Genomic DNA, 21,455 nt, shown 5'->3' with positions numbered 1-21,455 from the left:
CTTTATTTAGCCGCCTGAAAATGGGGGCAGCAACGCGACTTCATCGCCATTTTCCAATGTGTGATTGCCGTTTATGATATTCTTATTCACCGAAATACTATATGGAATCCTATTCATTTCGGGATATAAATCAGAAAGTTTACTTTTCAATGCTTCTGTATCCCGAACATCAGAAAGTGTAAAACTGTCTTTTCCTATAATTTCCTCTATTTGACCAAATGCCAAAATGTTGATTTCCATTTTTTCTAAGTTATATAAATTTTAAAACATCGACCAAAGTTCCTTTTTCAAAGAACTCTTTATCTTCCTCCAATTCCACCAAACAATCAGCTACGGCAAACGAATTAAGCATATAACTCAATTGACTGCTTAAAATTTCAACGCCGGTTTGTGTGGTTTTTCCGTTTAGAAAATAAGTAAGCCCCGGTCTTTTGGTATATTCTTTATCCAGTGGCAGTTCTATTTTCTTAACCAAATCGCGCTTCATAAAAAGCCCAATAGCCGTTTGAATGTAATAGTAAAAACTGCTCATTACCGCTGCCGGATTTCCGGGTAAACCAAAGACTATTCCTTTTGAATGTACTCCAAAATAGATGGGTTTACCGGGTTTTTGTTTGATTTTGTGAAACACTTTTTTTACACCACATTGTTCCAGTGCAGCAGGAACTAAATCATATTCGCCCACAGAAACGCCACCGGTTAATATTAAAATGTCAAAATACATCATTTTTTTGATGGCATTGACCAATTCTTCTTCTTTGTCATCAACCGTCAGGATGGATGCTGTTTCAATGTGTAAATTTCGTAATGCAGCCTGAAGTCCAATACCGTTTGATTCATAAATCTTGCCTTTTTCAAGGGTTTGTCCCGGTTTGATCAATTCCTTTCCGGTAAGGATGATGCCAACAGTTGGTTTTTTATAGACTTTGATTTTATCCAGTCCCATTCCGGCCAAGTAGGAAATGGTAGCGGGGGTTATGAGTTGGTCTTTCGATAATGCTAAATCCCCTTGTTTTGTTTGAGAACCTTGGGGCCTGATATTTAAATTCGCTTGAATGTTCGGGTCAGTAATGATGAGTAAATTTTCTTTTCGATCCGTTTTTTCCTGCATAACCACTGTATCGGCACCTTCTGGAACGGGAGCTCCGGTAAAAATGCGACTCGCTTCCTGTGTTTTTAATGTATAATCGGATTTTGTCCCTGCTTGAATTTCGCCAACTATTTTTAGTGGTGAAGTTTTATCCCAATGTTCATAAGAAAAAGCATACCCATCCATCGCCGAATTATCAAATGGGGGTGTGTCTGTGAGGGCTAGTATAGATTCTGCTGCCACACAACCCAGAGCATCCAATAAGGGAACTTCACCACTGTTTGAGTGAATGGCATGTTTTTTTATTAGCCGGATTGCTTCAGAAACCGAAATCATAGTATTGTATTTTTTAATTAAATCAAGCAGACTTAACCACCAATTTTGATCATACTTCTGTTATCGATATTTTGGGTATCAATTTTTTTGAAGTCGCCTTCAAACTGTCCACCTAATTTTTTGGCTTTACTTAAGATGTTCATTTTTATAAGCGGGGTGATGTCTTCTCCATTTCGCAAAGCTCCCAGAATATCAGCTTCCCCTTTTGAAAAGAGACAGTTTTTCATTTTCCCGTCAGCAGTGAGGCGCATTCTGTTGCAGGTGTTGCAGAACGGTTGCGACATGGTGCTGATGACGGCAAAGGTTCCTTCATGACCCAGTGGTTTGAATTTTTTTGCTGTGTCATTGAACTTGTCTTTCATTTTGATGAAGCTATACTCCTTTGATATCACATCAAGCATTTCTTCAAAAGTAAACACCGACTCTTTGTTCCATTGGTTTTTATCAAATGGCATAAACTCAATAAACCGCACGTGAATGGGCTTGTGTTTGGTCCACTCAACAAATTTCAGGATCTCACCATCGTTGATTCCCTTCATCACCACCATATTGATTTTGACATGAAAATCATTCTCCAGCAACAAGTTGATGTTGTTCATCACTTGGTCAAACTTATCACGTTTTGTTATGGATTTAAATTTTTCGCGATTAAGCGTGTCTAAGCTGATATTTAAAGAGTTTAACCCTGTAGTTTTAAAAAGTTCTATAAACTTATTTACCTTGTCCCCATTGGTTGTTATTGCCAGGGAAACCGGAAACTTCGCCAATTTTAGAAGAATAGATTCAAAATCTTTTCTCAAAAGAGGCTCTCCCCCGGTGAGGCGTATTTTTTTAACCCCCAATTTTACAAATGTTTCAGCAATGGTTTCAATTTCATCGGCGCTCATCAAACGGGAAGAAGGCATAAAGGTTACCTCTTCGTGGGGTATGCAATAGTGACAACGAAAATTACAGACGTCTGTCAACGAGATTCTTAAATAATCGTGATTTCTTTTAAAGGAGTCAACAAGCATACTATTAGTTTATGATTAAAAAGTACTAAATTAGATTACTTATTTTAAGCCATCTCATTTAGATTTGCTTTCTGCTAAATTTAATTTTTTTTAGTCAATTTGTAAAGGATTTCCTGAAATTAAATTTAATTTCAATGGTTTAAAACAAGGAAACAATTATAAAAATACTCACATCAACATGTCTATAATTTTAAACGAAAAATTATACGGTTTAGTTCTCACGGGGGGTCAAAGCTCCAGAATGGGTATTGATAAATCAACGATTGAATATCACGGATTGCCTCAAAGGGATTATTTAATTTCGCTTTTAAAGCAGGTGTGTGATGATGTATTTTTAAGTGTTCACACAAATGAAGATGCTATCGCATTGAATAACATAAAAACTATAGTGGACAAAAATCATTATCTGGGCCCTTTCAATGGATTATACAGTGCTCATCTTGAGCATCCTGATGTGGTCTGGTTTGTAGTTGCCTGTGATATGCCTTTTCTGGATTTAGATGCCTTGATGTATTTAAAAAACAATAGAAACAAGCAAAAATTAGCAACAGCCTATTGTAAAATTGATTCAGAATTCCCGGAACCTCTTTGTACAATTTGGGAAAGCAACTCATTTCAACAAGCAGAAGCATTTTTTACTAAAGGTGAAGGTGCCAGTCCGTCGAAATTTCTTCAAACAATCGACATTGAATGTGTTTACCCTAAAAATGACCGAGTATTGATGAACGTAAATACTTTAGAAGAATTTCAAACAGCTAAAAAATTAATTGATTTAAAATAAATTAGAAAGCTGAAGCCTATTCTATATGGAAATTGACTTTTTAAATTTTGTGCTGCTAGGTGTTGGATTTTTTATCATTGCAACGCTCTATTCGTCTGTAGGTTTTGGAGGTGGGTCAAGTTATCTCGCTTTACTGGCACTTCTAATTATTGATTTTTTCACTATTAGAAGTATTGCTCTTGTATGCAATATTGTTGTTGTTTCAAGTAGTTGTTTAGCGTATTACCAAAAGGGACATTTTGATTTCCAAAAATTCATGCCCTTTGTCATAACAAGCATTCCTTTGAGTTTCCTGGGGGCTACTGTGAGATTGAATGAAAATGTATTCTTTTTCATATTAGGAACTTCACTAGTTATAGCAGCACTCGCCTTGATTGCCCAGACAAGACTACATAAAAATAAAGAAGTAAAATCAAAAAAGTATCCGGTGATTTCTCTTTATGCCATCGGTGGAGTGATTGGTTTTTTTGCAGGAATGGTAGGTATAGGCGGGGGTATTTTTCTGGCACCATTTCTGTTTTTCCTGCGATGGGAAAAACCAATTTTGATAGCGTCGTTGGTAAGTTTTTTTATATTGGCAAATTCAATATCAGGAATAAGTGGCTTGATTGCTAATAGTACTTTTCAAATTCCATTAATGCAAACTATTCTACTAATGATGATTGTTTTTGCCGGCGGAAAACTAGGTAATTATTTAACTTTTAAAAAATTCAATCAGGCTACCTTAAAAATAATTACTGCAATACTGGTTTTATTTGTTGGAATAAGATTGATTTATAAATATGGACTCATCTTTTTATAAAAAATCTCTGAAGTCAACTTTAAGCATAAAAAAACCACTTTCTTAGAAAGTGGTTTTTAAATACATTTAATATCAGTTATTATTTTTTTTCGGCCGGGGCATTAAGTTTTGCGCTCATCTCCATTGATAATGCAGACTTTTCAAATTTCATTTTTCCTGCACCTGACTCAAGGATTACAGTACCATCGTCGTTAATGTCCAATATTTTGGCGTGTAAACCACTTTTGGTAATTACTTTATCCCCTTTAGATAATGCCTCTGCAAAACGCTTTTCTTTTTTTTGTTTTTGTATTGATGGTCTAATCATAAAAAAATAGACCACAACAAACATCAAAATAAAAAAAGGTAATTGGCCTCCTAAAAATCCATCCATATTTATTATTTAGAGGTGTTTGTAGAAACTCCGCTTGCTGTTGCTCCTTCTTTTGGTTCAACGAATGCTTTGATAGTCACTCTCTCAGTTCCTTTTTGAGTATTTGTGGAAACATTTACAGAAATAGTTCGTTGGTTTTGACCTGAACCATTAAACTTCACTAACATTTCACCTGTATCACCGGGTGCTACCGGATCTTTTGTAAAAGTTGGAACGGTACATCCACAGCTTCCTTTTGCGTCAGAAATGATTAACGGCGCTTCACCAGTGTTAGTAAAAGTAAATAAGTGTTCAACATTAGTGCCTTGAGCAATTCTTCCAAAATCATGTTCTGTTTTATCAAAAGTCATCACAGGATATTTTCCAGGAGCCTCTTGACTCTTAGATTCTGCATTTTCAGCAGCTTGAGAGGTTTGTTCAACATTCTCTTCATTTACTTTGTCTGCTGCATTTTCTTTACAAGAAGTAAATGTAAAAGCTGCAGCTAGTGCAACAATAAAAATTGATTTTTTCATGAGTTAAAATTTTTAATTTTTTTGATTTTTTGACGGGCACTAAATTAGTAAAAAAAAATGGTTTACTGTAAACCTCTTCCTGTTTTATTGATTTTATTGGCTATACTGTAATCTTTTGATATTTTATCCAACAATCCATTGATAAACAAACTGCTTTTTGGTGTTGAATATTCTTTAGCAATTTCAAGGTATTCATTGATTGTTACTTTGACCGGAATTGAAGGAAAGTGTAAAAACTCAACCAATGCCATTTTTATGATAATTAAATCCAGTTCAGCAATACGTTCTTGATCCCAGTTTGGTGTTTTGCCTTCAATTTCCTGAATTAATGTTTCTTCTTCTTGTATCGTTGTTTTAAAAAGAGTTCCTGCAAACTGCTTGTCGTCATCATTTTTAAACAACCCTGATGTCCATTTTACCGGTTTTGTTTCAGATTTTATTGAATTGAGCACTTTTAATATCGCTGTATTAACAATGGGAAAATCATCAATCCAAGTTAGTTGACTATCTTCCAGATATTCATAAAGCTTATCATTGGGTGCAATAACTTCTTTAAAAAAATATATTATAAAATCTTTATCCTGCTTAAGAGTGGGTGTTTTAAGAGCTAAGTATTCTTTGTAAAATGTGTCTTTTCTAAGCTCCTTGGAGATTATTTGAGGATATTCATTGTCAATCTGCCAGTTATTTAATTTGTGCTTTTCGACCAAATTGATAAATGAAGGGTCATTTTCAAGTAAATTTAAAACTGTATTGTCTATAAAGTTTCTACTTGGGCTTATGTCCTCTTCTGTGGGGAGGTGCTTGTTTTTTGAAAGTTCCATGAAGTTTTCAGCTTGATCACGAACGGCAAGCATGAGTGATAGCATCAACAAATACAAGTCGAGCATTTTTTCCATACTATTTACCAGAAACTTTTCTTCTTTTTGCAGGTTGGCTTGTTCCTGATTTTTATAGGCATAAAGTGATTGAAGTACTTTAACCCGAATGTGTCTTCTTGTAAGCATAATTTATTATAAAGAACTTTTAAAACAATGATGTACAGAGCCTACCTCTGAACATTGGTTTTATTTATGTTATGACTTATTCTCTTTTTTTCGAGCTTCAATGCGTTGCTGAGCCATTTTTAAGGCTGCCTGGTGAGTTGTGATTTTATCATTTTCGGCACTCTTTAAAATTTCAAGCGTTGTATTGTAAATATTTTCAGTTTTTCTAATGATTTCCTGTCTGCCATAATTTTCCAACTCTGCATACACGTTAATAATCCCTCCTGCATTGATTAAAAAGTCGGGGGCGTAGACAATTCCTCTTTCCTGAAGAATTCTGCCGTGCTTTTGTTCGTCTGCAAGTTGGTTGTTTGCAGCACCCGCTATGATTTTCGCATTAATTTGGTTAACTGTTAAATCGTTAACAGTTGCTCCTAAAGCACAAGGAGCATAAATATCCATGCTTTCAGAGTATAAGTTGTTTCCGCCATATATTACTGCTCCATATTTATCCCGCACATATTCCAGGCGTTCCTGACTGATGTCTGCAATAAAAACCTGAGCGCCTTCATTGGTTAAGTGCTCTACAAGCGCTTCCCCAACATTACCAATTCCTTCAACAAAAATTGTTTTTCCTTCCAAAACATCACTACCATACGTATATTTTGCAGCTGCTTTCATTCCCATAAACACGCCATAAGCGGTGATAGGTGATGGATTTCCTGCTCCTCCAAGAGATTCAGAGATTCCGGTAACATAAGGTGTTACCGAACGTACAGTATCCATATCACTGGTTGCCATTCCCACATCTTCAGCTGTAATATATTTTCCACTAAGAGAATGCACAAACTCACCAAATTTCTTCATTAACTCAGGTGTCTTTTGTGTTTTTGCATCTCCTATGATTACAGCTTTTCCACCACCCAGATTCAAGCCTGTTATTGCAGACTTAAAAGTCATTCCTCTTGATAAACGCAATACATCATTCAACGCATCCCATTCACTATCATAATTCCACATTCTTGTACCTCCTAAAGCAGGTCCCAAAACTGTATTGTGAATTCCAATTATTGCTTTTAATCCTGTATCTTTGTCGTTGCAAAAAACAATTTGCTCATGATCATCAAACGAAAGTTGGCCAAAAACAGGGTCTGCTTTGTGAATTTCGTTCGCATTTATTACTTCTGTAATCATAAATTTTTTGATTTATTATGTGTTTGCCCTACAATTGGGCGGTGCAAAAGTAGTAGTTTATTTCATGAATTTCATTAAAAAATGTGTTAAATTGAAATGGCTCAATCAATGGAAAGCCTCAGCCTGTAAATGAAAGAATTAAAACACCTCAACAAATATTTTATCAACTATAAGGGCATGTTGCTGCTTGGATTAATCATTACAGTCTTCGCGCGATTATTTGCAATTATTACCCCCAAATTAATCGGTGACTCCGTAACCGTTGTTGACAGATATATTAAAGACAACTCAAAAGATCTGAGTCAAATTCAAGATGAACTATTACTTAATATTGGCCTGCTAATTGGGGCCACATTAATGGCAGCTTTATTTACATTTTTGATGCGACAAACCTTTATTGTGGTTTCTCGCCGAATAGAATTTGATTTAAAAAATGAAGTCTTTAAACAGTATCAAGCATTATCATTAAACTTTTACAAACAAAACAGAACGGGCGACTTGATGAATCGCATAAGTGAAGACGTTTCCAAAGTGCGAATGTATGCAGGGCCTGCTTTGATGTATAGTGTTCAAACCATTACGCTCTTTATTGTAGTTATCTGGTATATGTTCAGTCAGGCACCCGTGCTTACACTTTACACGATTGCACCGCTACCGGTATTATCTATTGCTATCTACAAATTAAGTGTTGCTATTAATCAACGCAGCACAATTGTTCAGCAATACTTATCAAAGCTGACCACTTTTACTCAGGAAACCTTTAGTGGTATCTCTGTCATAAAAGCCTATGCTATTGAACCCCAAACACAATCTAATTTTGTGGTCTTGGCGAATGAAAGTAAAGACAAGAACCTTGATTTGGTGAAAGTTCAGGCTTTATTTTTTCCATTAATGGTTTTGCTTATTGGAGCCAGTAATCTAGTGGTTATTTATGTTGGGGGAAAGCAATACATTTCAGGAGAAATTGCAGAACTGGGAACCATCGTAGAGTTTCTAATTTTTGTAAATATGCTTACCTGGCCGGTTGCTGTGGTGGGTTGGGTGACTTCCATGGTCCAACAGGCAGAGGCATCACAAAAACGTATCAACGAGTTTCTTAAAGAGGAACCTGAAATTAAAAACCATACAGAAAATACTACTCCCGTTAAAGGAAAAATCGAATTTAAAAACGTTTCGTTTACCTATCCTGACACAAATATTACAGCTTTAAAAAACATTTCATTTACCATAAACCCAGGTGAAACCATCACCATATTAGGTCATACCGGCTCTGGTAAATCAACCATTTTAGAGCTTATTGGCAGGTTGTATGATGTGAGCAAAGGGGTGATTTTAATTGATGATCAGCCCATTGAAAACTTCAATCTAAAAAACCTTCGCGAGGCTGTTGGCTATGTGCCACAGGATGCCTTTTTATTTAGTGACAGTATCAAAAATAATATCAAATTTGGAAAAGCTGACGCCACTGATGAGGAAGTAGAGGAAGCTGCCAAATTAGCCGCTGTGCACAATAACATTCTTGGTTTTACAAAAAAATATGAAACTGTTTTAGGCGAAAGAGGGATCACCCTTAGTGGAGGCCAAAAACAACGTGTTTCCATTGCCAGGGCATTAATCAAAGACCCTAAAATTTATTTGTTTGACGACTGCCTTTCTGCTGTAGATACTGAAACCGAAGAAACTATCATTAAAAATTTACAAAAACTGTCTAAAAACAAAACAGCTATAATTGTAAGCCACAGAATCTCCTCTGCGAAAAATGCCGATACTGTTTTAGTCCTTAAGGACGGCGAAATAATTCAAAAAGGCACTCATAGCCAACTCATTGACATTGATGGCTATTACAAAGAATTGTATGCAAAACAACTTTTAGAAAAAGAAAATTAAAAAATGTTGCTCAGTAGCTTTTTTTTTTAGATTTTTGGCTTGAATTATTTTTAAACAAATTAACTATGAGTGAAAAAGATATGATGGAGCAAGAAGAAATTTATTCAAAAGTATTGCGCGCCGGAAGAAGAACCTATTTTTTTGATGTAAGATCTACCAGAGCAGGTGATTATTATTTAACTATAACAGAAAGTAAAAAATTCACCAATGATGACGGATCTTTTCATTATAAAAAACACAAAATTTATCTCTACAAAGAAGATTTTGCAAGTTTTAAAGAAAATGTAGAAGAAATGATTGACTTTATCATCAATGAAAAAGGAGAAGAAGTCATCAGTGAACGTCACCAATCTGATTATAAAAAAGAAGGAGATACAACAACTTCAAAAAACAATGATGATGACGATACAAAAGGAACTGATAGCTTCACAGACATCAATTTTGAAGATATTTAATTAAATCAATTGAAAAGCCTTCAAAACCGCTCCTTTTTTTAGAGCGGTTTTTTTTATCTTTAACCCATTGTAAAAAAAAATTCTATGCGTAAAATACTACTTTCCCTATTTTTTGTTTCTTTTTCTTTATTAGCACAAAATGAAACATTTGATTTAAACTATTATCTTCCCGATGATGTAACCTACAACAAAGACATTCCGACCCCAAAAAGTATCGTGGGCCACGAAGTTGGTGAATGGCATATCACGCACGACAAACTGGTGAATTACATGTATGCGCTTGCCAGTGCCAGTGATCGGGTTACAATTGAAAACCGAGGAACGACCTATGAAGGCAGGCCACTCATTCTCTTAACCATAACTTCATTTGAAAATCACCAAAACCTTGAAAGTATTCGTCAAAACCACCTTAAGTTGACAGAAGGCAGTGCCGGCTCATTAGACACTTCTACTATGCCTGTAATAATCAATCAAGGATTTTCCATTCACGGAAACGAGCCCAGTGGGACCAATGCTGCTCTGGCTGTTGCCTATTACCTGGCAGCTGCTGAAGGACCAAAAATTGAAAACATACTTCAAAATGCTGTAATCCTTCTCGATCCTGCATTCAATCCTGATGGTTTACAACGTTTTGCAAGCTGGGTCAATATGCATAAAAGTAACAAGATCAACCCAGACCCCAACGATCGTGAATATAGCGAAGCTTGGCCTGGTGCACGCACAAATCACTATTGGTTTGATATGAACCGCGACTGGCTTCCGGCACAATTACCCGAGAGCAGAGCGCGCATTGCTACCTTCCATAAATGGTATCCAAATATTCTAACAGACCACCATGAAATGGGCACCAATAGCACTTTTTTCTTTCAGCCGGGAATTCCTGAAAGAACACATCCTTTAACTCCACAAAAAAACCAGGAGCTCACAGGTGCCATTGCTCAATTCCATGCAGATGCATTGGATCAAATTGGAAGTTTATATTATTCCAAAGAAGATTTTGATGATTATTACTATGGCAAAGGGTCAACCTTTCCTGATATCAATGGAAGTATTGGGATCTTATTTGAACAAGCTTCTTCAAGAGGTCACGCTCAGGAGAGTGACAATGGTTTGCTCACCTTTCCTTTTACTATAAGAAATCAATTCGTTACAGCATTATCTACGATAGATGCGGGTGTCGCTTTACGCGAAAACTTACTCAACTATCAACGTCAGTTTTTTCAAGATGCACGCAAAGAAACCAAAACCGGGGCACTTGTTTTTGGTGACGAAAAAGACGCTGCCAAGGCTTATCACCTAGCCGAAATACTTAAACAACATCAAATTAAAGTGCATGAAGTCAAAAAGGATTTTACCTTAAACGGAAAAAATTACAAAAAAGGATCTAGCTATATCGTTCCAAAAAATCAAAAGCATGCACGCTTGATCAACGCCATGTTTGAAACCCGCACCAGTTTTAAAGACAGTTTGTTTTATGATGTTTCTGCCTGGACATTTCCGCTTGCGTTCAATTTGGATTACGATGAAAATGTTTCATTAAGCAATGCCGGGAATGAAATTGAAGAAATTGCTTTACGTGAAATCAATAACATTTCAGCTTCAAACTATGCTTATTTGATGGAATGGCACGAATTTTATTCTCCAAAAGCACTCAATCAACTTTTAGAAAAAGAAATCAGGGTTAAGGTGGCTTTAAAAACATTTACTTTGGAAGGGAAAACATATGATTATGGTACGATAATGATTCCGGTACAAAACCAGTCTTTAAACAAAACTGAGTTAGCCTCAGCAATAAATCAAATTGCAAAAAATTCACATATTGATATCACTCCTGTAAAAACCGGTTTAACTCAGGGAATTGACTTGGGTAGTAACAGTTTTGAAACCGTCAAAAAGCCCAAGGTAGCACTTTTGGTGGGAGATGGTGTTACTCCTTATGACGCCGGTGAAATCTGGCATTTGTTTGACCAACGCTATGAAATGCTTTTAACCAAACTGGATACCCGAAATTTTAACAGAACCGATTTAAGCAGTTATACCCACCTCATCCTTCCCAATAGCTGGGGATCTGCACTTGATAAAGCTGCTACTAAAAAACTAAAGGATTGGATTAAAAGCGGCGGTATTTTAGTAGGCTACAAAAATGCTGCGCGATGGGCAAACAGTAACGATATTCTAAAAGTCAAATTTAAATCTACTAGCGATACTGCTAAAAACGTCACGTTTGAATACCGCAGTAAATATTTTGGAGCAAAACGAATTGGAGGAGCCATTTTTGAAACTAAAATCGATCGCTCCCACCCTATTGTTTTTGGCTACAAAAACGACAAATTACCTCTATTTAAAAATTCCACTTTAATGATAGAAGCTGACCCTCAAAGTTATAATAATCCTATTCAATTTACAGACAATCCGCTATTGAGTGGGTATATTCATAAAGAAACTTTGAAAGAACTGGGTGGTGTTTCAGCGTTTAAAGCCGGTAGTTTTGGTAGTGGTAAAGTATTATTGTTTTCAGAAAACACCAACTTCAGGGCGTTTTGGTTTGGAACCAACAAGCTGTTGATGAATGCTATCTTTTTTGGAGAGTTTATGTAGTTATAATATTCTTAACCCATTACTTACAAGGCTTTCGGGTTGTAATAACACTACATCGCCTTCCTGATCAACTGCACCCAATATCAAACATTCGCTCATAAAATTGGCGATTTGTTTTGCCGGAAAATTAACCACAGCAACCACTTGCTTGTGAAGCAGTTGTTCAGGGGCGTAGCGTTTTGTGATTTGTGCTGATGTCTTTTTGATTCCAATTTCCTTTCCAAAATCTATGGTTAATTTGTATGCAGGCTTTTGAGCCTCAGGAAATGGATTTACCTGAATCACAGTTCCAACACGCATTTCAATTTGAGAAAATTGATTCCAGGTTATTGTGTCTGTCAACGCGTGTCCATTTTAAGTTTTTGAATCATTTCAGAAGAAACGCCCCCTCGCTGTGCTCCATAACTATCAACTAGCAGGCCTTTGGTGCCATCAGTCGTTTTAATAACATACAGAATGGAATTATCTGAAGGGTTGGATTCTCCTTCAAAACGATAGTATTTATCAACTATCAATTCGTCTGCTGTCCACTTCTTTTTTAATGATCTTGACTCAATATGGTCTTCTAGAAGATTAAAATTTTCGGTGTAGCCTTTACTTTGAAAGTCCTTAATCGCTTCTGATAATGTATTGTATGAGCTATCCACGGTGATTTTGTTTTAAGGATTATTAAACGGTAAATTCCTATAAATTTACAATCAAAGCGCTGACTTACCAAAGTTTTAGCAATTTTTTAAAGTTCAACAACTTATGAATCCATAAAATATCGTATTTTAGAAAATAAAAAGCAATGGCACAAACCCCTTCTAATATGCTTCCTTTAGGAACAAAGTCACCCGATTTTAAATTACTGAACGTGGTCACTAATACGTTTGTAACTTCAAGTTCAGCTTATGGAAAACACGGTTTGGTTGTTATGTTTATCTGTAATCATTGTCCGTTTGTAAAACATGTGATGGATGAAGTTATCAGGGTGGCCAATGACTACACAGTACAAGGTTTTGGATTTGTAGCAATAAGCAGTAATGATGTGGAGAACTACCCCCAGGACAGCCCTGAAGAAATGGCCCGTCTCGCCGAAAAGGAACATTACCCCTTTCCTTATCTTTATGATGAAACCCAGGAAGTAGCCAAAGCTTATGATGCTGCATGCACTCCTGATTTTTATGTTTTTGACGATGAACAAAAACTGGTTTACCGTGGGCAATTAGACAATTCCAGACCGGGAAACAGTATTCAGGTAACCGGAAGGGATTTAAGGGAAGCACTTGATAACCTCTTAAGTAATAGTCCGCAACGAAAAGATCAAAAACCTAGCGTGGGCTGTAATATTAAATGGAAGAAGTAGTTTTTGGTTTCGAGAATGATTTTAGCGGTATTATTTAACATTCAGAAAACTCTGAATAGCCAATTCATAACTTTGCAGCCCAAAACCCGTGATGACTCCTTTAGTATAGGGAGCAATGTGAGACGTGTGCCTGAACTCTTCTCTCGCAAAGGTGTTGGATATATGAACTTCTACAACAGGAATATCAATCGCTCTAACGGCATCACCAATACCCACAGATGTGTGTGTATAAGCTGCTGCATTTAGGATAATACCTTTAAATTCAGAAGCTGCTTCCTGGATTTTATCAATGAGATTTCCTTCAATATTTGACTGGTAAAACTGTAATTCTATATCACGATATTTGAATTGCATTTCGACAAAAAAATCATCAAAGCTTTTAGACCCATAAATACCATTTTCTCGGTTTCCCAAAAGATTTAAATTCGGTCCGTTGATGATGATTAGTTTCATAATCTAAATCTTTTAAAAAGCTACTTCAAAACCTAAATGAATCGCGCTAAAATCATCCAATTCACCAGTTACACTTGAATAAGAGAGTATGGTACTTATAGGCCCAAAGCTGAAACCAATTTTTGGTTTGTAATAAAAACCACTTTCGTCTTCAAAGTCCTTATCTAAACGCAATCCATACCCAAGGTCCACTCCTACAAATAGTTCTTTAATAACATAGTATCTTGATGACACTGCCAGTGGTGCTAATTGAACGTCACTTGCCGTGCCACCTCCCATAGCAGGAGGTAATGTACTTCCTTTACCAAAATAGTTATAAAAACCAGCTGAGGGACCCATTTGAAACGATTCCACAACATTGAATAAGTAGCTAATGTCTGCCCCCAGTCCAAAAGTTGTTTCAACAAAATTGTCGCCAACCGGAAGTGCTAAACCTCCTTCAAATTTGACACCTTGCTTTTGCTGTGCCTGCATACTACAAACAGCTAGAAACAGAAAACTTAAAAAAATAATTCGTTTTTTCATGGTATTAATTTAGATTTCCGGCTAAAATAAATAAAAAAAGCAAGAACATTGTCCTTGCTTTTTTTAAATCTATTAATTAATCGTTTTAAAATGCATATCCGGCTGAAACCTGGAATACATTGTTCTTATTTGTAAAGTTATTGGGGTTGTCTTCCCAAACCTCAAGCAAACCTTTATTGTATCTTAAACTAAAAAACACTCCCATATTGAGTTTATAAGTGGCTCCTATTGCAATTGCAGCATCCATTGTCTTAAAAGAGTCCTTTGCATCATTATCATTTCGTTTTGCACTCATAAGTACGCCAATTACTGGCCCAAGCTCACCACTTAAACCTTCCACCCAAGGTAAATTATACTTACCTAATATTGGAATGTCAATGTAATCTAAATTAGTATCTGACCAAGTTGAACCTTTCATAGAGTAAAGCAATTCAGGTTGTAATGAAATGTCTCCTGATATTGGAACTTCCATCAAGACACCAATATGTGCACCAGTTCTTGACCCAAGGCTACCAAATCCTGCATAAGATGTAGTTCCTCCAAAATTCGCCACATTTACCCCTCCTTTAACCCCAAAACTAAATTCCTGGGCATTAGAGTTTGTAAATGAGAATATTGCAATTGCAACAATTAAAGTAAGTTTTTTCATAATTATCAGTTTATTTGTTAGTTACTCAAAACTAATCATATTTTGATAAAATAAAAAAAAAGAAGTACAGATGTACTTCTTTTTTGTGTTTATGGTATGTTTTTGATTAAAATCCGATTTCAACACCAAGGTTAAGGGATGAAAATGAATTCCCGTCTGAACTGACTCCACTATAGGAAGCAATAAGACTTACAGGGCCTAGACCGTAACCAAGTTTAGGTCTGTAATAAAAGCCCCCGTCATTACCATCATCAATTCCAATAGCATATCCTAAATCTGCTCCAAAAAAGAAATCTTCAGAAGCAAAAAAACGAGCAGAACCTGCAATTGGAACAAACTGGATATCATCTCCTTTAACTGTTGTTCCTAAAATATCATATTCCTTACCAAAATAGTGTGAATACCCAACTAAAGGTCCAATTTGAAATGAGTCTGCAACATTTAACATATATGCAGCATCAAAACCAACATTAAATGAAGAAATATCTCCAGCATCGCCAATTGGTAAACCAAAGTGAAGCCCAAGTTTGGCTCCGCCCTCTTGTGCTTTAACAGATGTGAAACCAAAAAATGCCAGCGCAATAATTATCAATACTTTTTTCATAATTTCAAATTTATTAGTTATTAATATCAAACTTAGCTAGTTTATCTTAATAAAATTGATGATTTAAGTTTACTTTAAGTTAAATTTTACATATTTTATAAAAACGAGTACCCTAAGGCTAGAGAAAATACCTGGTTTTTGGCTTCTGTTGTCTTTTCGACTTCTGTAACCCCAAAATGATAACGAGCATCCAGACGTAATCCGAACGGAAGGTCATATCCAGCTCCAATAATACCAGACAAATCAAAGGTTTCTGCTTCTACAATACTATCTGGCAAATTATCATCAACTAAAAAACCAAATTGAGGCCCTCCCTGAATATTTAGTCCTTTAACCAAATATAGCTTCATCACCACCGGAAGATTTACATAATTTAAGTCCACTTTATCAAGATCAAATTCTGCTCCTTGTTGAGAGTACAACAACTCCGACTGGATCGCAATTCTGTCGCTGAACTTTATTCCCACAAAAGCACCTCCTAAAAAGCCAGTTCTTTGCTCAGGTCCTGGTCCTTCTGAAAGGGTTGAAAAATTAGCTCCAAATTTAACTCCCAGTTCCAGACCCTGACTGAATGAATTCAACCCAAAAGCCATTACTACTACCAATAAAATAATTCGTTTCATAATTAGTTTGTTTTAATGTTTGTTTTACAAATATAATAGGTTCAATAGCGCTATTTATTAAACTTTCGCTAAAAAGTAAAACGAAAAACAAAACCAAATCTTATTTTTACATAATGTTCATTAAACTTCATTTTAGTAATTAAACAACTTTCATCCATCAAAAAATACTGCACACCAATCAAATGAAATGGCACCAGGCACTTAAAGATTATCAAAATTATTTACGCATTGAACGTGGCCTATCAGAAAACACCATCATCAATTACTCTTTAGACATCAAAAAGCTCATCCAGTGGCTTGAAGAAAATAACATCAGCATTTCACCTCTAAAAATTGAAGAAAAAGAGGTTCAGGAGTTTATTTATCAATTGGCTAAAAAAATGAATGCCCGCTCACAAAGCAGAATTATTTCCGGTTTAAAAGGTTTTTTTAATTACCTCATATTTGAAGATTATCGAAAAACAAACCCCCTGGAACTGATAGAATCTCCCAAAACCGGAAGGAAGTTACCCGACACACTCTCTAAAGAAGAAATCAATTTACTCATCGAAAGTGTTGATTTAAGCCTGCCTCAAGGTGAAAGAAACCGTGCCATACTTGAAACACTATATGGATGTGGGTTACGTGTTTCTGAACTTACCGGATTAAAATTATCAGATTTATACTTTGAAGAAGGTTTTATTCAAGTCACCGGAAAAGGAAATAAACAACGCTTTGTTCCCATAGCTCCCATCACGATGAAGTATATTACTATTTACTTATCAGAAATACGTGTACATCAGGAAATCGCAAAGGAGTTTAATGACATTGTTTTCTTAAACCGTAGAGGAAAAAAACTCACCCGGGCAATGATTTTTACTATTACAAAGCAACTTGCCGATAAAGCAGGTTTGAGAAAAACAATTAGTCCGCATACCTTCAGGCATTCATTTGCCACTCATTTATTGGAAAATGGAGCCGATTTAAGAGCTATTCAGCAGATGCTTGGTCATGAGAGTATCACGACCACCGAAATTTACATGCATGTTGACCGTAGACACCTCAGTGATGTTTTATTAAAATATCATCCAAGACGATGAGAATAAAATTATATTATCGGGAATAATTCGGTGATTCTTTGGTGATGTAAACATCGTGTGGGTGACTCTCATTGATTCCTGAAGCTGTGATTCTTACAAATCTACCGGATTCTTTGAGTGTTGCGATATCTTTTGCTCCACAATAACCCATTCCGGCTCTTAGCCCACCAATAAATTGAGTCATACTTTCAGAAAGCTCCCCTTTGTAGGGTACGCGTCCCACTATACCTTCCGGAACCAGTTTTTTGATATCGTCTTCTACGTCTTGAAAATATCTGTCTTTAGAGCCGTGTTGCATTGCTTCTACTGAACCCATTCCACGATAAGATTTGAATTTTCTACCTTCATAAATAATGGTTTCACCGGGACTTTCTTTGGTTCCTGCCAAAAGTGATCCAAGCATCACAGTATCTGCCCCTGCTGCAATTGCTTTAGGAATATCACCGGTATAGCGAATTCCACCATCGGCAATCACAGGTACACCTGAACCTTTAATGGCCGCAGCTACCTCCAATACAGCTGAAAATTGTGGTGCTCCTACTCCTGCCACAACTCTGGTGGTACAAATTGAACCGGGACCAATACCTACTTTCACAGCATCTGCGCCTGCTTCAACAAGATATTTTGCGGCTTCAGCGGTAGCAATATTACCTACTACCACATCAAGAGAAGGATAGGATTTTTTCACTTTTTTCAATACATCTACAACTCCTTTTGTATGACCGTGAGCAGTATCAATTATAACTGCATCAACACCGGCAGCTACCAATGCTGCTGTACGATCCAAAGCATCGGCTGTAACTCCCAGAGCTGCAGCAACTCTAAGCCTTCCAAATTGATCTTTATTGGCTATGGGTTTTTGAGAGAGTTTTGTAATATCCCTAAAGGTGATTAAACCAACCAAAGTATTGTCATCCTTTACTACAGGAAGTTTTTCAATTTTATGTTTTTGTAAAATAATTTCAGCTTGTTCCAAAGAAGTTCCTTCAGAAACTGTAACCAGTTGCTTTGAGGTCATGACCTCACTTATTGAACGCTTGTTGTCTTTTTCAAAACGCAAATCTCTGTTGGTCACAATTCCAATTAACTTGCCATTGGAATCTGTTATTGGGATTCCTCCAATACTGTATTCACGCATTGCATTTTTGGCATCAGCAACCACTGCAGTTACAGGAAGGGTTACCGGATCTAGTATCATCCCGCTTTCTGCGCGCTTTACTTTTCTGACCTCGGCAGCTTGCTGCTCGATAGACATGTTTTTGTGAAGTACACCAATACCTCCTTCGCGGGCCATTGCTATTGCCATGGCGCTTTCGGTCACAGTGTCCATTGCAGCTGAAAGAATGGGAACGTTAATGGGAATATTTTTGGTGAATTTTGAAGTTATTGAAACTTCACGTGGTAATACTTCAGAATAAGCCGGAACGAGGAGAACATCGTCATATGTTAGGCCTTCCCCAAGTATTTTGTCAAGATGTGCAGTCATTGCAATTACGTTTTAATTGCGAGCAAATATACTATTTTATTCGTTTATAACTGGTTCTCGAATTAAAGTTATTTATTATTTAACAATCAATTGTTTTACAGTTTGGTCAAAATCATTTTTGAGAACAACCAGATAGGTCGCTGAAGCTAAATTACTAATATCAAGAGTGTTGTTTTCAGAGATATTTTTGAAAAGAATCGTCTTTACAAGTCGTCCATTTATTTCATAAATGTCTACAGAGTTGATTTCTAAACCTGACGGCTTATTGATATTTGTTACATTCCTTGCCGGATTTGGATATAAATAAAGGTTCTCAAAAGCATCATTCTCAACATTTGAAAGTGTTTGTCCAATCTCAATTTCAAATGTGTAATTTGAAACATTATTACTATCATCGGCTGCTGTTAATGTAATTTGATGAATGCCTGATAACAAAATAGTATGAGGCTCAGGTGATTGGTTGAGGTTACTCAAGGGGTCTGTACAAGCATCTGAAGCTAAAAAGATACCTTCTTCAAAGAAATTTGGCAGCGTATATTGAGGGGCCTCAATAATGAACTGAAAATTTTGATTTTCTGAATACTCAATCACAGGTGCTTGGTTATCTTCAACGATTACTGTCGTTGTACAAGTTGAACTATTGCCTGAAGTATCTGTGACGGTAAGCATAACCAATTGTTCACCCAATTCATTGCAAGTGAACTCATAAACATCTAAAACTATACTATCTATCTCAACATCATCAAAAGAGCCATTGTCAATCATACTTTCATCAATGGTTGCCATTCCAAATTCATCCAATTGAACTGTTAAGCTTTCAACACAAATTGCTACTGGTGGGGTGTCGTCTATTTCATTCAGAGTTATGAAATTTTGTACTTCAAGTGTTGTGCGTCCGTGATTATTTTCGGCAAAAGCTGTATAAAAATACTGTGTGTTTGGCATAAGATTTTCAAAGGCAAGTTGCATATTCCCAGTTTCACCAGACACTAAATACTCTTGCAAGTTACTTGGGCTAGTTCCAAACTCAAATCCCCTTTGTGTAATAGAAGCGCCTCCATCTGAGTTGATTTCTACAGATAGTTGTGCCTCATCTTCAGAAATCGAAAAAGCGTTTAAATCTGACAATTGAGGAGGACCTTGTGAAACAAAGTCGGCTACTATATTAATCAATCCCAGTTGTGCAGTTTTCCCTCCCAGATTAACTGCATTTTGCTCATAATTTGCTTGTGCTTCCGGAAGGTTTGGAAAGTGGATTACATCAAGAGCCGTTGCTCCATGTCTGCTGGAGTAGATTTTTCCATCTGGTGCTGAAAGAAGTGTCCCGTTTGCCAGATTAGAATAATTGTATTGGGTTGCTGCAATTTCTGACATTGTTGTTCCACCCTGGAGGTCAAACTGATTGACCCCTTGTGGACCATAAGCAGCGATGTATAAAAATTGTCCGTTTGGTGAAAACTCAGCGCCATAAGCTGACGGAGATGAGAACATAAGTGTGTTTGAAACAACCCCTGAACCAGGATCAAAATCACTCACATCAAAAATATTTGAGATATACCCGGTTCTGACAATTTTATTTCCTGAATTTGAAAATTTAATGAACCCAATATCCCCAAAGCCTGAAGTAGATGAGCCTGTATTGGATATCACCGGGTTTTCGATATCAACCCCTGCAGCGGTGAGTTTGTATGCATAATATTTTGATGACCCGCTTTTGTGTGTTAATACCCACCAGAAAGTACCGTCAGCAGATTTTGTTGCTTGTAAGTATTCGCCTGTTCCGTTCAAAACTGAAATTGCTTTCATTCCTTGAACAACATCACCCAATCCGTTGTTCAAGTCCATATCAATTACAGAATAAGCCACATTTGAAACTGTATAGGCAGATACCGCAAATAAAATATATTGAGATTCATTACCGGGATGTGGAATTATCAATGCAGATTGTGAGCTTGAAAAATCTCCTCCCAAACCGTTTACTCCATTGGGCATTAAAGTGTGATTTTTGGTATATATGCCCAAACCGTCTGTATAAAATAACAATTCACCATTCTCATCTGAAATAGATGCTGCCCCTTCAAGTGTATTTAATTGACCATCTAGCAAAGCTGTTGGAGGAGTCGTATTAAAGTCTAAACCTGCATTTGCTCCAAAATACCAGATTTTACCCTGATTTTGTGCATTCACATTTAATATTGTAAAAAATATAAGCAGATAAAGAAACCTAAATGCTGAATTCGGGTGTGAGTAATTTGGTCGCATAAGTTTTACTTTTGATTTGTTGATAATTAACTTGTTAACAAATCATCTATTCGTATAACTTATAGGGTAGAACACCTTAAGATGAAAATAAAGTAAATGAACTAATTTTAATACGGTTTAATTTAACCAATTGATTTCGAGTTCGTTTCACTTTTAGAAATTGATATTAAAATCATCCCTGTTTTTATCAATTTCATTTAACAAAAATATAAACAAAATTCAATATTACAGTTGTATTTCATAATTATTCGATGTAATGCTATTTTTTGTAGGTAATTTATTACATATATAAAAATTCACATTAAAATTATTGAATGAATCTAATACATAAAAAAAAAGTTAATGTTTTTTGAAGTCAGCTTTGAAACACTATTTTAGCGGGGTTTAAAATTTAAC

23 protein-coding genes are annotated in these 21,455 nt (G+C 36.1%); 7 read left to right on the top strand and 16 right to left on the bottom strand.

What is annotated here, in order from left to right:
• Window positions 1-6: 6 nt before the first annotated feature.
• Genes IEV69_RS07735 through moaA form a run of 3 tightly spaced genes read right to left on the bottom strand, consistent with a single transcriptional unit; the run spans window position 7 to window position 2,439 of the window.
• The gene (locus IEV69_RS07735; protein ID WP_188441183.1) at window positions 7-240 is read right to left on the bottom strand and encodes a MoaD/ThiS family protein; all 234 of its coding nucleotides are present in this window, start codon (window positions 238-240) and stop codon (window positions 7-9) included.
• A 10-nt stretch (window positions 241-250) separates the two neighbouring features.
• On the bottom strand, window positions 251-1,426 hold the full coding sequence (locus tag IEV69_RS07730; protein WP_188441181.1) for a molybdopterin molybdotransferase MoeA: 1,176 nt from the start codon (window positions 1,424-1,426) through the stop codon (window positions 251-253).
• A 32-nt stretch (window positions 1,427-1,458) separates the two neighbouring features.
• Window positions 1,459-2,439, bottom strand: coding sequence for a GTP 3',8-cyclase MoaA (gene moaA / locus IEV69_RS07725; RefSeq protein ID WP_188441179.1), 981 nt, complete (start codon window positions 2,437-2,439; stop codon window positions 1,459-1,461).
• 178 nt (window positions 2,440-2,617) lie between these two features.
• Between moaA and mobA the strand changes: the two genes are divergently transcribed.
• Together mobA and IEV69_RS07715 are read left to right on the top strand one after the other, a co-directional pair.
• On the top strand, window positions 2,618-3,220 hold the full coding sequence (mobA, locus tag IEV69_RS07720; RefSeq protein ID WP_188441176.1) for a molybdenum cofactor guanylyltransferase: 603 nt from the start codon (window positions 2,618-2,620) through the stop codon (window positions 3,218-3,220).
• Between the two features lie 25 nt (window positions 3,221-3,245).
• Complete coding sequence (locus IEV69_RS07715; RefSeq protein ID WP_188441174.1) at window positions 3,246-4,022, top strand: sulfite exporter TauE/SafE family protein; 777 nt, start codon at window positions 3,246-3,248, stop codon at window positions 4,020-4,022.
• A 79-nt stretch (window positions 4,023-4,101) separates the two neighbouring features.
• Here IEV69_RS07715 and yajC read toward each other — a convergent pair whose 3' ends face one another.
• The 4 genes from yajC to IEV69_RS07695 form a co-directional block, all read right to left on the bottom strand.
• Window positions 4,102-4,395, bottom strand: a complete 294-nt coding sequence (yajC, locus tag IEV69_RS07710; protein ID WP_188441172.1) for a preprotein translocase subunit YajC — start codon at window positions 4,393-4,395, stop codon at window positions 4,102-4,104.
• Window positions 4,396-4,400: 5 nt separating this feature from the next.
• Entirely contained in the window at window positions 4,401-4,910 is a 510-nt protein-coding gene (locus IEV69_RS07705) for a DUF1573 domain-containing protein (protein WP_188441170.1), read from the bottom strand.
• A 62-nt stretch (window positions 4,911-4,972) separates the two neighbouring features.
• The gene (nusB, locus tag IEV69_RS07700; protein ID WP_188441168.1) at window positions 4,973-5,917 is read right to left on the bottom strand and encodes a transcription antitermination factor NusB; all 945 of its coding nucleotides are present in this window, start codon (window positions 5,915-5,917) and stop codon (window positions 4,973-4,975) included.
• Window positions 5,918-5,986: 69 nt separating this feature from the next.
• Window positions 5,987-7,090 carry a Glu/Leu/Phe/Val family dehydrogenase gene (locus IEV69_RS07695; protein WP_188441166.1) on the bottom strand — a complete coding sequence of 368 codons (1,104 nt, stop codon included), beginning with the start codon at window positions 7,088-7,090 and terminating at the stop codon, window positions 5,987-5,989.
• 129 nt (window positions 7,091-7,219) lie between these two features.
• Here IEV69_RS07695 and IEV69_RS07690 point away from each other — a divergent pair, with 129 nt between their 5' ends.
• The 3 genes from IEV69_RS07690 (at window position 7,220) to IEV69_RS07680 (ending at window position 12,030) form a co-directional block, all read left to right on the top strand.
• Window positions 7,220-8,977, top strand: coding sequence for an ABC transporter ATP-binding protein (locus IEV69_RS07690; RefSeq protein WP_188441164.1), 1,758 nt, complete (start codon window positions 7,220-7,222; stop codon window positions 8,975-8,977).
• A gap of 65 nt (window positions 8,978-9,042) precedes the next feature.
• Window positions 9,043-9,432 (top strand): PUR family DNA/RNA-binding protein, encoded by a 390-nt coding sequence (locus IEV69_RS07685; protein ID WP_188441162.1) that lies wholly within the window; start codon window positions 9,043-9,045, stop codon window positions 9,430-9,432.
• A gap of 84 nt (window positions 9,433-9,516) precedes the next feature.
• Window positions 9,517-12,030: a M14 family zinc carboxypeptidase gene (locus IEV69_RS07680; protein WP_188441160.1), complete on the top strand. Its 2,514-nt coding sequence runs from the start codon at window positions 9,517-9,519 to the stop codon at window positions 12,028-12,030.
• Here the strand turns inward: IEV69_RS07680 and IEV69_RS07675 are convergent, their stop codons facing one another.
• Both IEV69_RS07675 and IEV69_RS07670 read right to left on the bottom strand, forming a co-directional pair.
• The gene (locus tag IEV69_RS07675) at window positions 12,031-12,372 is read right to left on the bottom strand and encodes a tRNA-binding protein (RefSeq protein ID WP_188441158.1); all 342 of its coding nucleotides are present in this window, start codon (window positions 12,370-12,372) and stop codon (window positions 12,031-12,033) included.
• Complete coding sequence (locus IEV69_RS07670) at window positions 12,369-12,677, bottom strand: phosphoribosylpyrophosphate synthetase (RefSeq protein ID WP_188441156.1); 309 nt, start codon at window positions 12,675-12,677, stop codon at window positions 12,369-12,371. The genes IEV69_RS07675 and IEV69_RS07670 overlap by 4 nt, the downstream gene beginning before the upstream one ends.
• A 143-nt stretch (window positions 12,678-12,820) precedes the next feature.
• Here IEV69_RS07670 and IEV69_RS07665 point away from each other — a divergent pair, with 143 nt between their 5' ends.
• On the top strand, window positions 12,821-13,378 hold the full coding sequence (locus IEV69_RS07665; RefSeq protein WP_188441154.1) for a thioredoxin family protein: 558 nt from the start codon (window positions 12,821-12,823) through the stop codon (window positions 13,376-13,378).
• Window positions 13,379-13,408: 30 nt separating this feature from the next.
• Here the strand turns inward: IEV69_RS07665 and aroQ are convergent, their stop codons facing one another.
• The 5 genes from aroQ to IEV69_RS07640 all read right to left on the bottom strand — a co-directional run bounded on the left by aroQ (window position 13,409) and on the right by IEV69_RS07640 (window position 16,232).
• Window positions 13,409-13,831: a type II 3-dehydroquinate dehydratase gene (aroQ, locus tag IEV69_RS07660; RefSeq protein ID WP_188441152.1), complete on the bottom strand. Its 423-nt coding sequence runs from the start codon at window positions 13,829-13,831 to the stop codon at window positions 13,409-13,411.
• 12 nt (window positions 13,832-13,843) lie between these two features.
• Complete coding sequence (locus IEV69_RS07655; RefSeq protein WP_188441150.1) at window positions 13,844-14,356, bottom strand: hypothetical protein; 513 nt, start codon at window positions 14,354-14,356, stop codon at window positions 13,844-13,846.
• 85 nt (window positions 14,357-14,441) lie between these two features.
• The gene (locus IEV69_RS07650; RefSeq protein WP_188441148.1) at window positions 14,442-15,005 is read right to left on the bottom strand and encodes a porin family protein; all 564 of its coding nucleotides are present in this window, start codon (window positions 15,003-15,005) and stop codon (window positions 14,442-14,444) included.
• A gap of 106 nt (window positions 15,006-15,111) precedes the next feature.
• Window positions 15,112-15,609, bottom strand: a complete 498-nt coding sequence (locus IEV69_RS07645) for a hypothetical protein (protein WP_188441146.1) — start codon at window positions 15,607-15,609, stop codon at window positions 15,112-15,114.
• A gap of 95 nt (window positions 15,610-15,704) precedes the next feature.
• A complete protein-coding gene (locus IEV69_RS07640; RefSeq protein WP_188441145.1) occupies window positions 15,705-16,232 on the bottom strand; it encodes a porin family protein in 528 nt (175 codons plus the stop codon).
• Window positions 16,233-16,414: 182 nt separating this feature from the next.
• On the opposite strand from IEV69_RS07640, the gene xerD reads away from it, so the two are divergent.
• The gene (xerD, locus tag IEV69_RS07635) at window positions 16,415-17,311 is read left to right on the top strand and encodes a site-specific tyrosine recombinase XerD (RefSeq protein WP_188441143.1); all 897 of its coding nucleotides are present in this window, start codon (window positions 16,415-16,417) and stop codon (window positions 17,309-17,311) included.
• Window positions 17,312-17,324: 13 nt separating this feature from the next.
• Here xerD and guaB read toward each other — a convergent pair whose 3' ends face one another.
• Both guaB and IEV69_RS07625 read right to left on the bottom strand, forming a co-directional pair.
• The gene (gene guaB / locus IEV69_RS07630; RefSeq protein ID WP_188441141.1) at window positions 17,325-18,797 is read right to left on the bottom strand and encodes an IMP dehydrogenase; all 1,473 of its coding nucleotides are present in this window, start codon (window positions 18,795-18,797) and stop codon (window positions 17,325-17,327) included.
• 75 nt (window positions 18,798-18,872) lie between these two features.
• On the bottom strand, window positions 18,873-21,059 hold the full coding sequence (locus tag IEV69_RS07625) for a T9SS type A sorting domain-containing protein (RefSeq protein WP_188441140.1): 2,187 nt from the start codon (window positions 21,057-21,059) through the stop codon (window positions 18,873-18,875).
• Window positions 21,060-21,455: the final 396 nt, after the last annotated feature.

It is taken from the genome of Planktosalinus lacus (assembly GCF_014640155.1).
Lineage (GTDB): Bacteria > Bacteroidota > Bacteroidia > Flavobacteriales > Flavobacteriaceae > Planktosalinus > Planktosalinus lacus.
Note: the sequence above shows the minus strand (reverse complement) of the source record. Positions and strands in the feature narration are given on the sequence as shown.

What these genes read in the sequence shown, in the direction of transcription:
- IEV69_RS07735 (WP_188441183.1), bottom strand. Translation starts at nt 240, where the DNA reads ATGGAAATCAACATTTTGGCATTTGGTCAAATAGAGGAAATTATAGGA.
- IEV69_RS07730 (WP_188441181.1), bottom strand. Translation starts at nt 1,426, where the DNA reads ATGATTTCGGTTTCTGAAGCAATCCGGCTAATAAAAAAACATGCCATT.
- moaA (WP_188441179.1), bottom strand. Translation starts at nt 2,439, where the DNA reads ATGCTTGTTGACTCCTTTAAAAGAAATCACGATTATTTAAGAATCTCG.
- mobA (WP_188441176.1), top strand. Translation starts at nt 2,618, where the DNA reads ATGTCTATAATTTTAAACGAAAAATTATACGGTTTAGTTCTCACGGGG.
- IEV69_RS07715 (WP_188441174.1), top strand. Translation starts at nt 3,246, where the DNA reads ATGGAAATTGACTTTTTAAATTTTGTGCTGCTAGGTGTTGGATTTTTT.
- yajC (WP_188441172.1), bottom strand. Translation starts at nt 4,395, where the DNA reads ATGGATGGATTTTTAGGAGGCCAATTACCTTTTTTTATTTTGATGTTT.
- IEV69_RS07705 (WP_188441170.1), bottom strand. Translation starts at nt 4,910, where the DNA reads ATGAAAAAATCAATTTTTATTGTTGCACTAGCTGCAGCTTTTACATTT.
- nusB (WP_188441168.1), bottom strand. Translation starts at nt 5,917, where the DNA reads ATGCTTACAAGAAGACACATTCGGGTTAAAGTACTTCAATCACTTTAT.
- IEV69_RS07695 (WP_188441166.1), bottom strand. Translation starts at nt 7,090, where the DNA reads ATGATTACAGAAGTAATAAATGCGAACGAAATTCACAAAGCAGACCCT.
- IEV69_RS07690 (WP_188441164.1), top strand. Translation starts at nt 7,220, where the DNA reads ATGAAAGAATTAAAACACCTCAACAAATATTTTATCAACTATAAGGGC.
- IEV69_RS07685 (WP_188441162.1), top strand. Translation starts at nt 9,043, where the DNA reads ATGAGTGAAAAAGATATGATGGAGCAAGAAGAAATTTATTCAAAAGTA.
- IEV69_RS07680 (WP_188441160.1), top strand. Translation starts at nt 9,517, where the DNA reads ATGCGTAAAATACTACTTTCCCTATTTTTTGTTTCTTTTTCTTTATTA.
- IEV69_RS07665 (WP_188441154.1), top strand. Translation starts at nt 12,821, where the DNA reads ATGGCACAAACCCCTTCTAATATGCTTCCTTTAGGAACAAAGTCACCC.
- aroQ (WP_188441152.1), bottom strand. Translation starts at nt 13,831, where the DNA reads ATGAAACTAATCATCATCAACGGACCGAATTTAAATCTTTTGGGAAAC.
- IEV69_RS07655 (WP_188441150.1), bottom strand. Translation starts at nt 14,356, where the DNA reads ATGAAAAAACGAATTATTTTTTTAAGTTTTCTGTTTCTAGCTGTTTGT.
- IEV69_RS07650 (WP_188441148.1), bottom strand. Translation starts at nt 15,005, where the DNA reads ATGAAAAAACTTACTTTAATTGTTGCAATTGCAATATTCTCATTTACA.
- IEV69_RS07645 (WP_188441146.1), bottom strand. Translation starts at nt 15,609, where the DNA reads ATGAAAAAAGTATTGATAATTATTGCGCTGGCATTTTTTGGTTTCACA.
- IEV69_RS07640 (WP_188441145.1), bottom strand. Translation starts at nt 16,232, where the DNA reads ATGAAACGAATTATTTTATTGGTAGTAGTAATGGCTTTTGGGTTGAAT.
- xerD (WP_188441143.1), top strand. Translation starts at nt 16,415, where the DNA reads ATGAAATGGCACCAGGCACTTAAAGATTATCAAAATTATTTACGCATT.
- guaB (WP_188441141.1), bottom strand. Translation starts at nt 18,797, where the DNA reads ATGACTGCACATCTTGACAAAATACTTGGGGAAGGCCTAACATATGAC.
- IEV69_RS07625 (WP_188441140.1), bottom strand. Translation starts at nt 21,059, where the DNA reads ATGCGACCAAATTACTCACACCCGAATTCAGCATTTAGGTTTCTTTAT.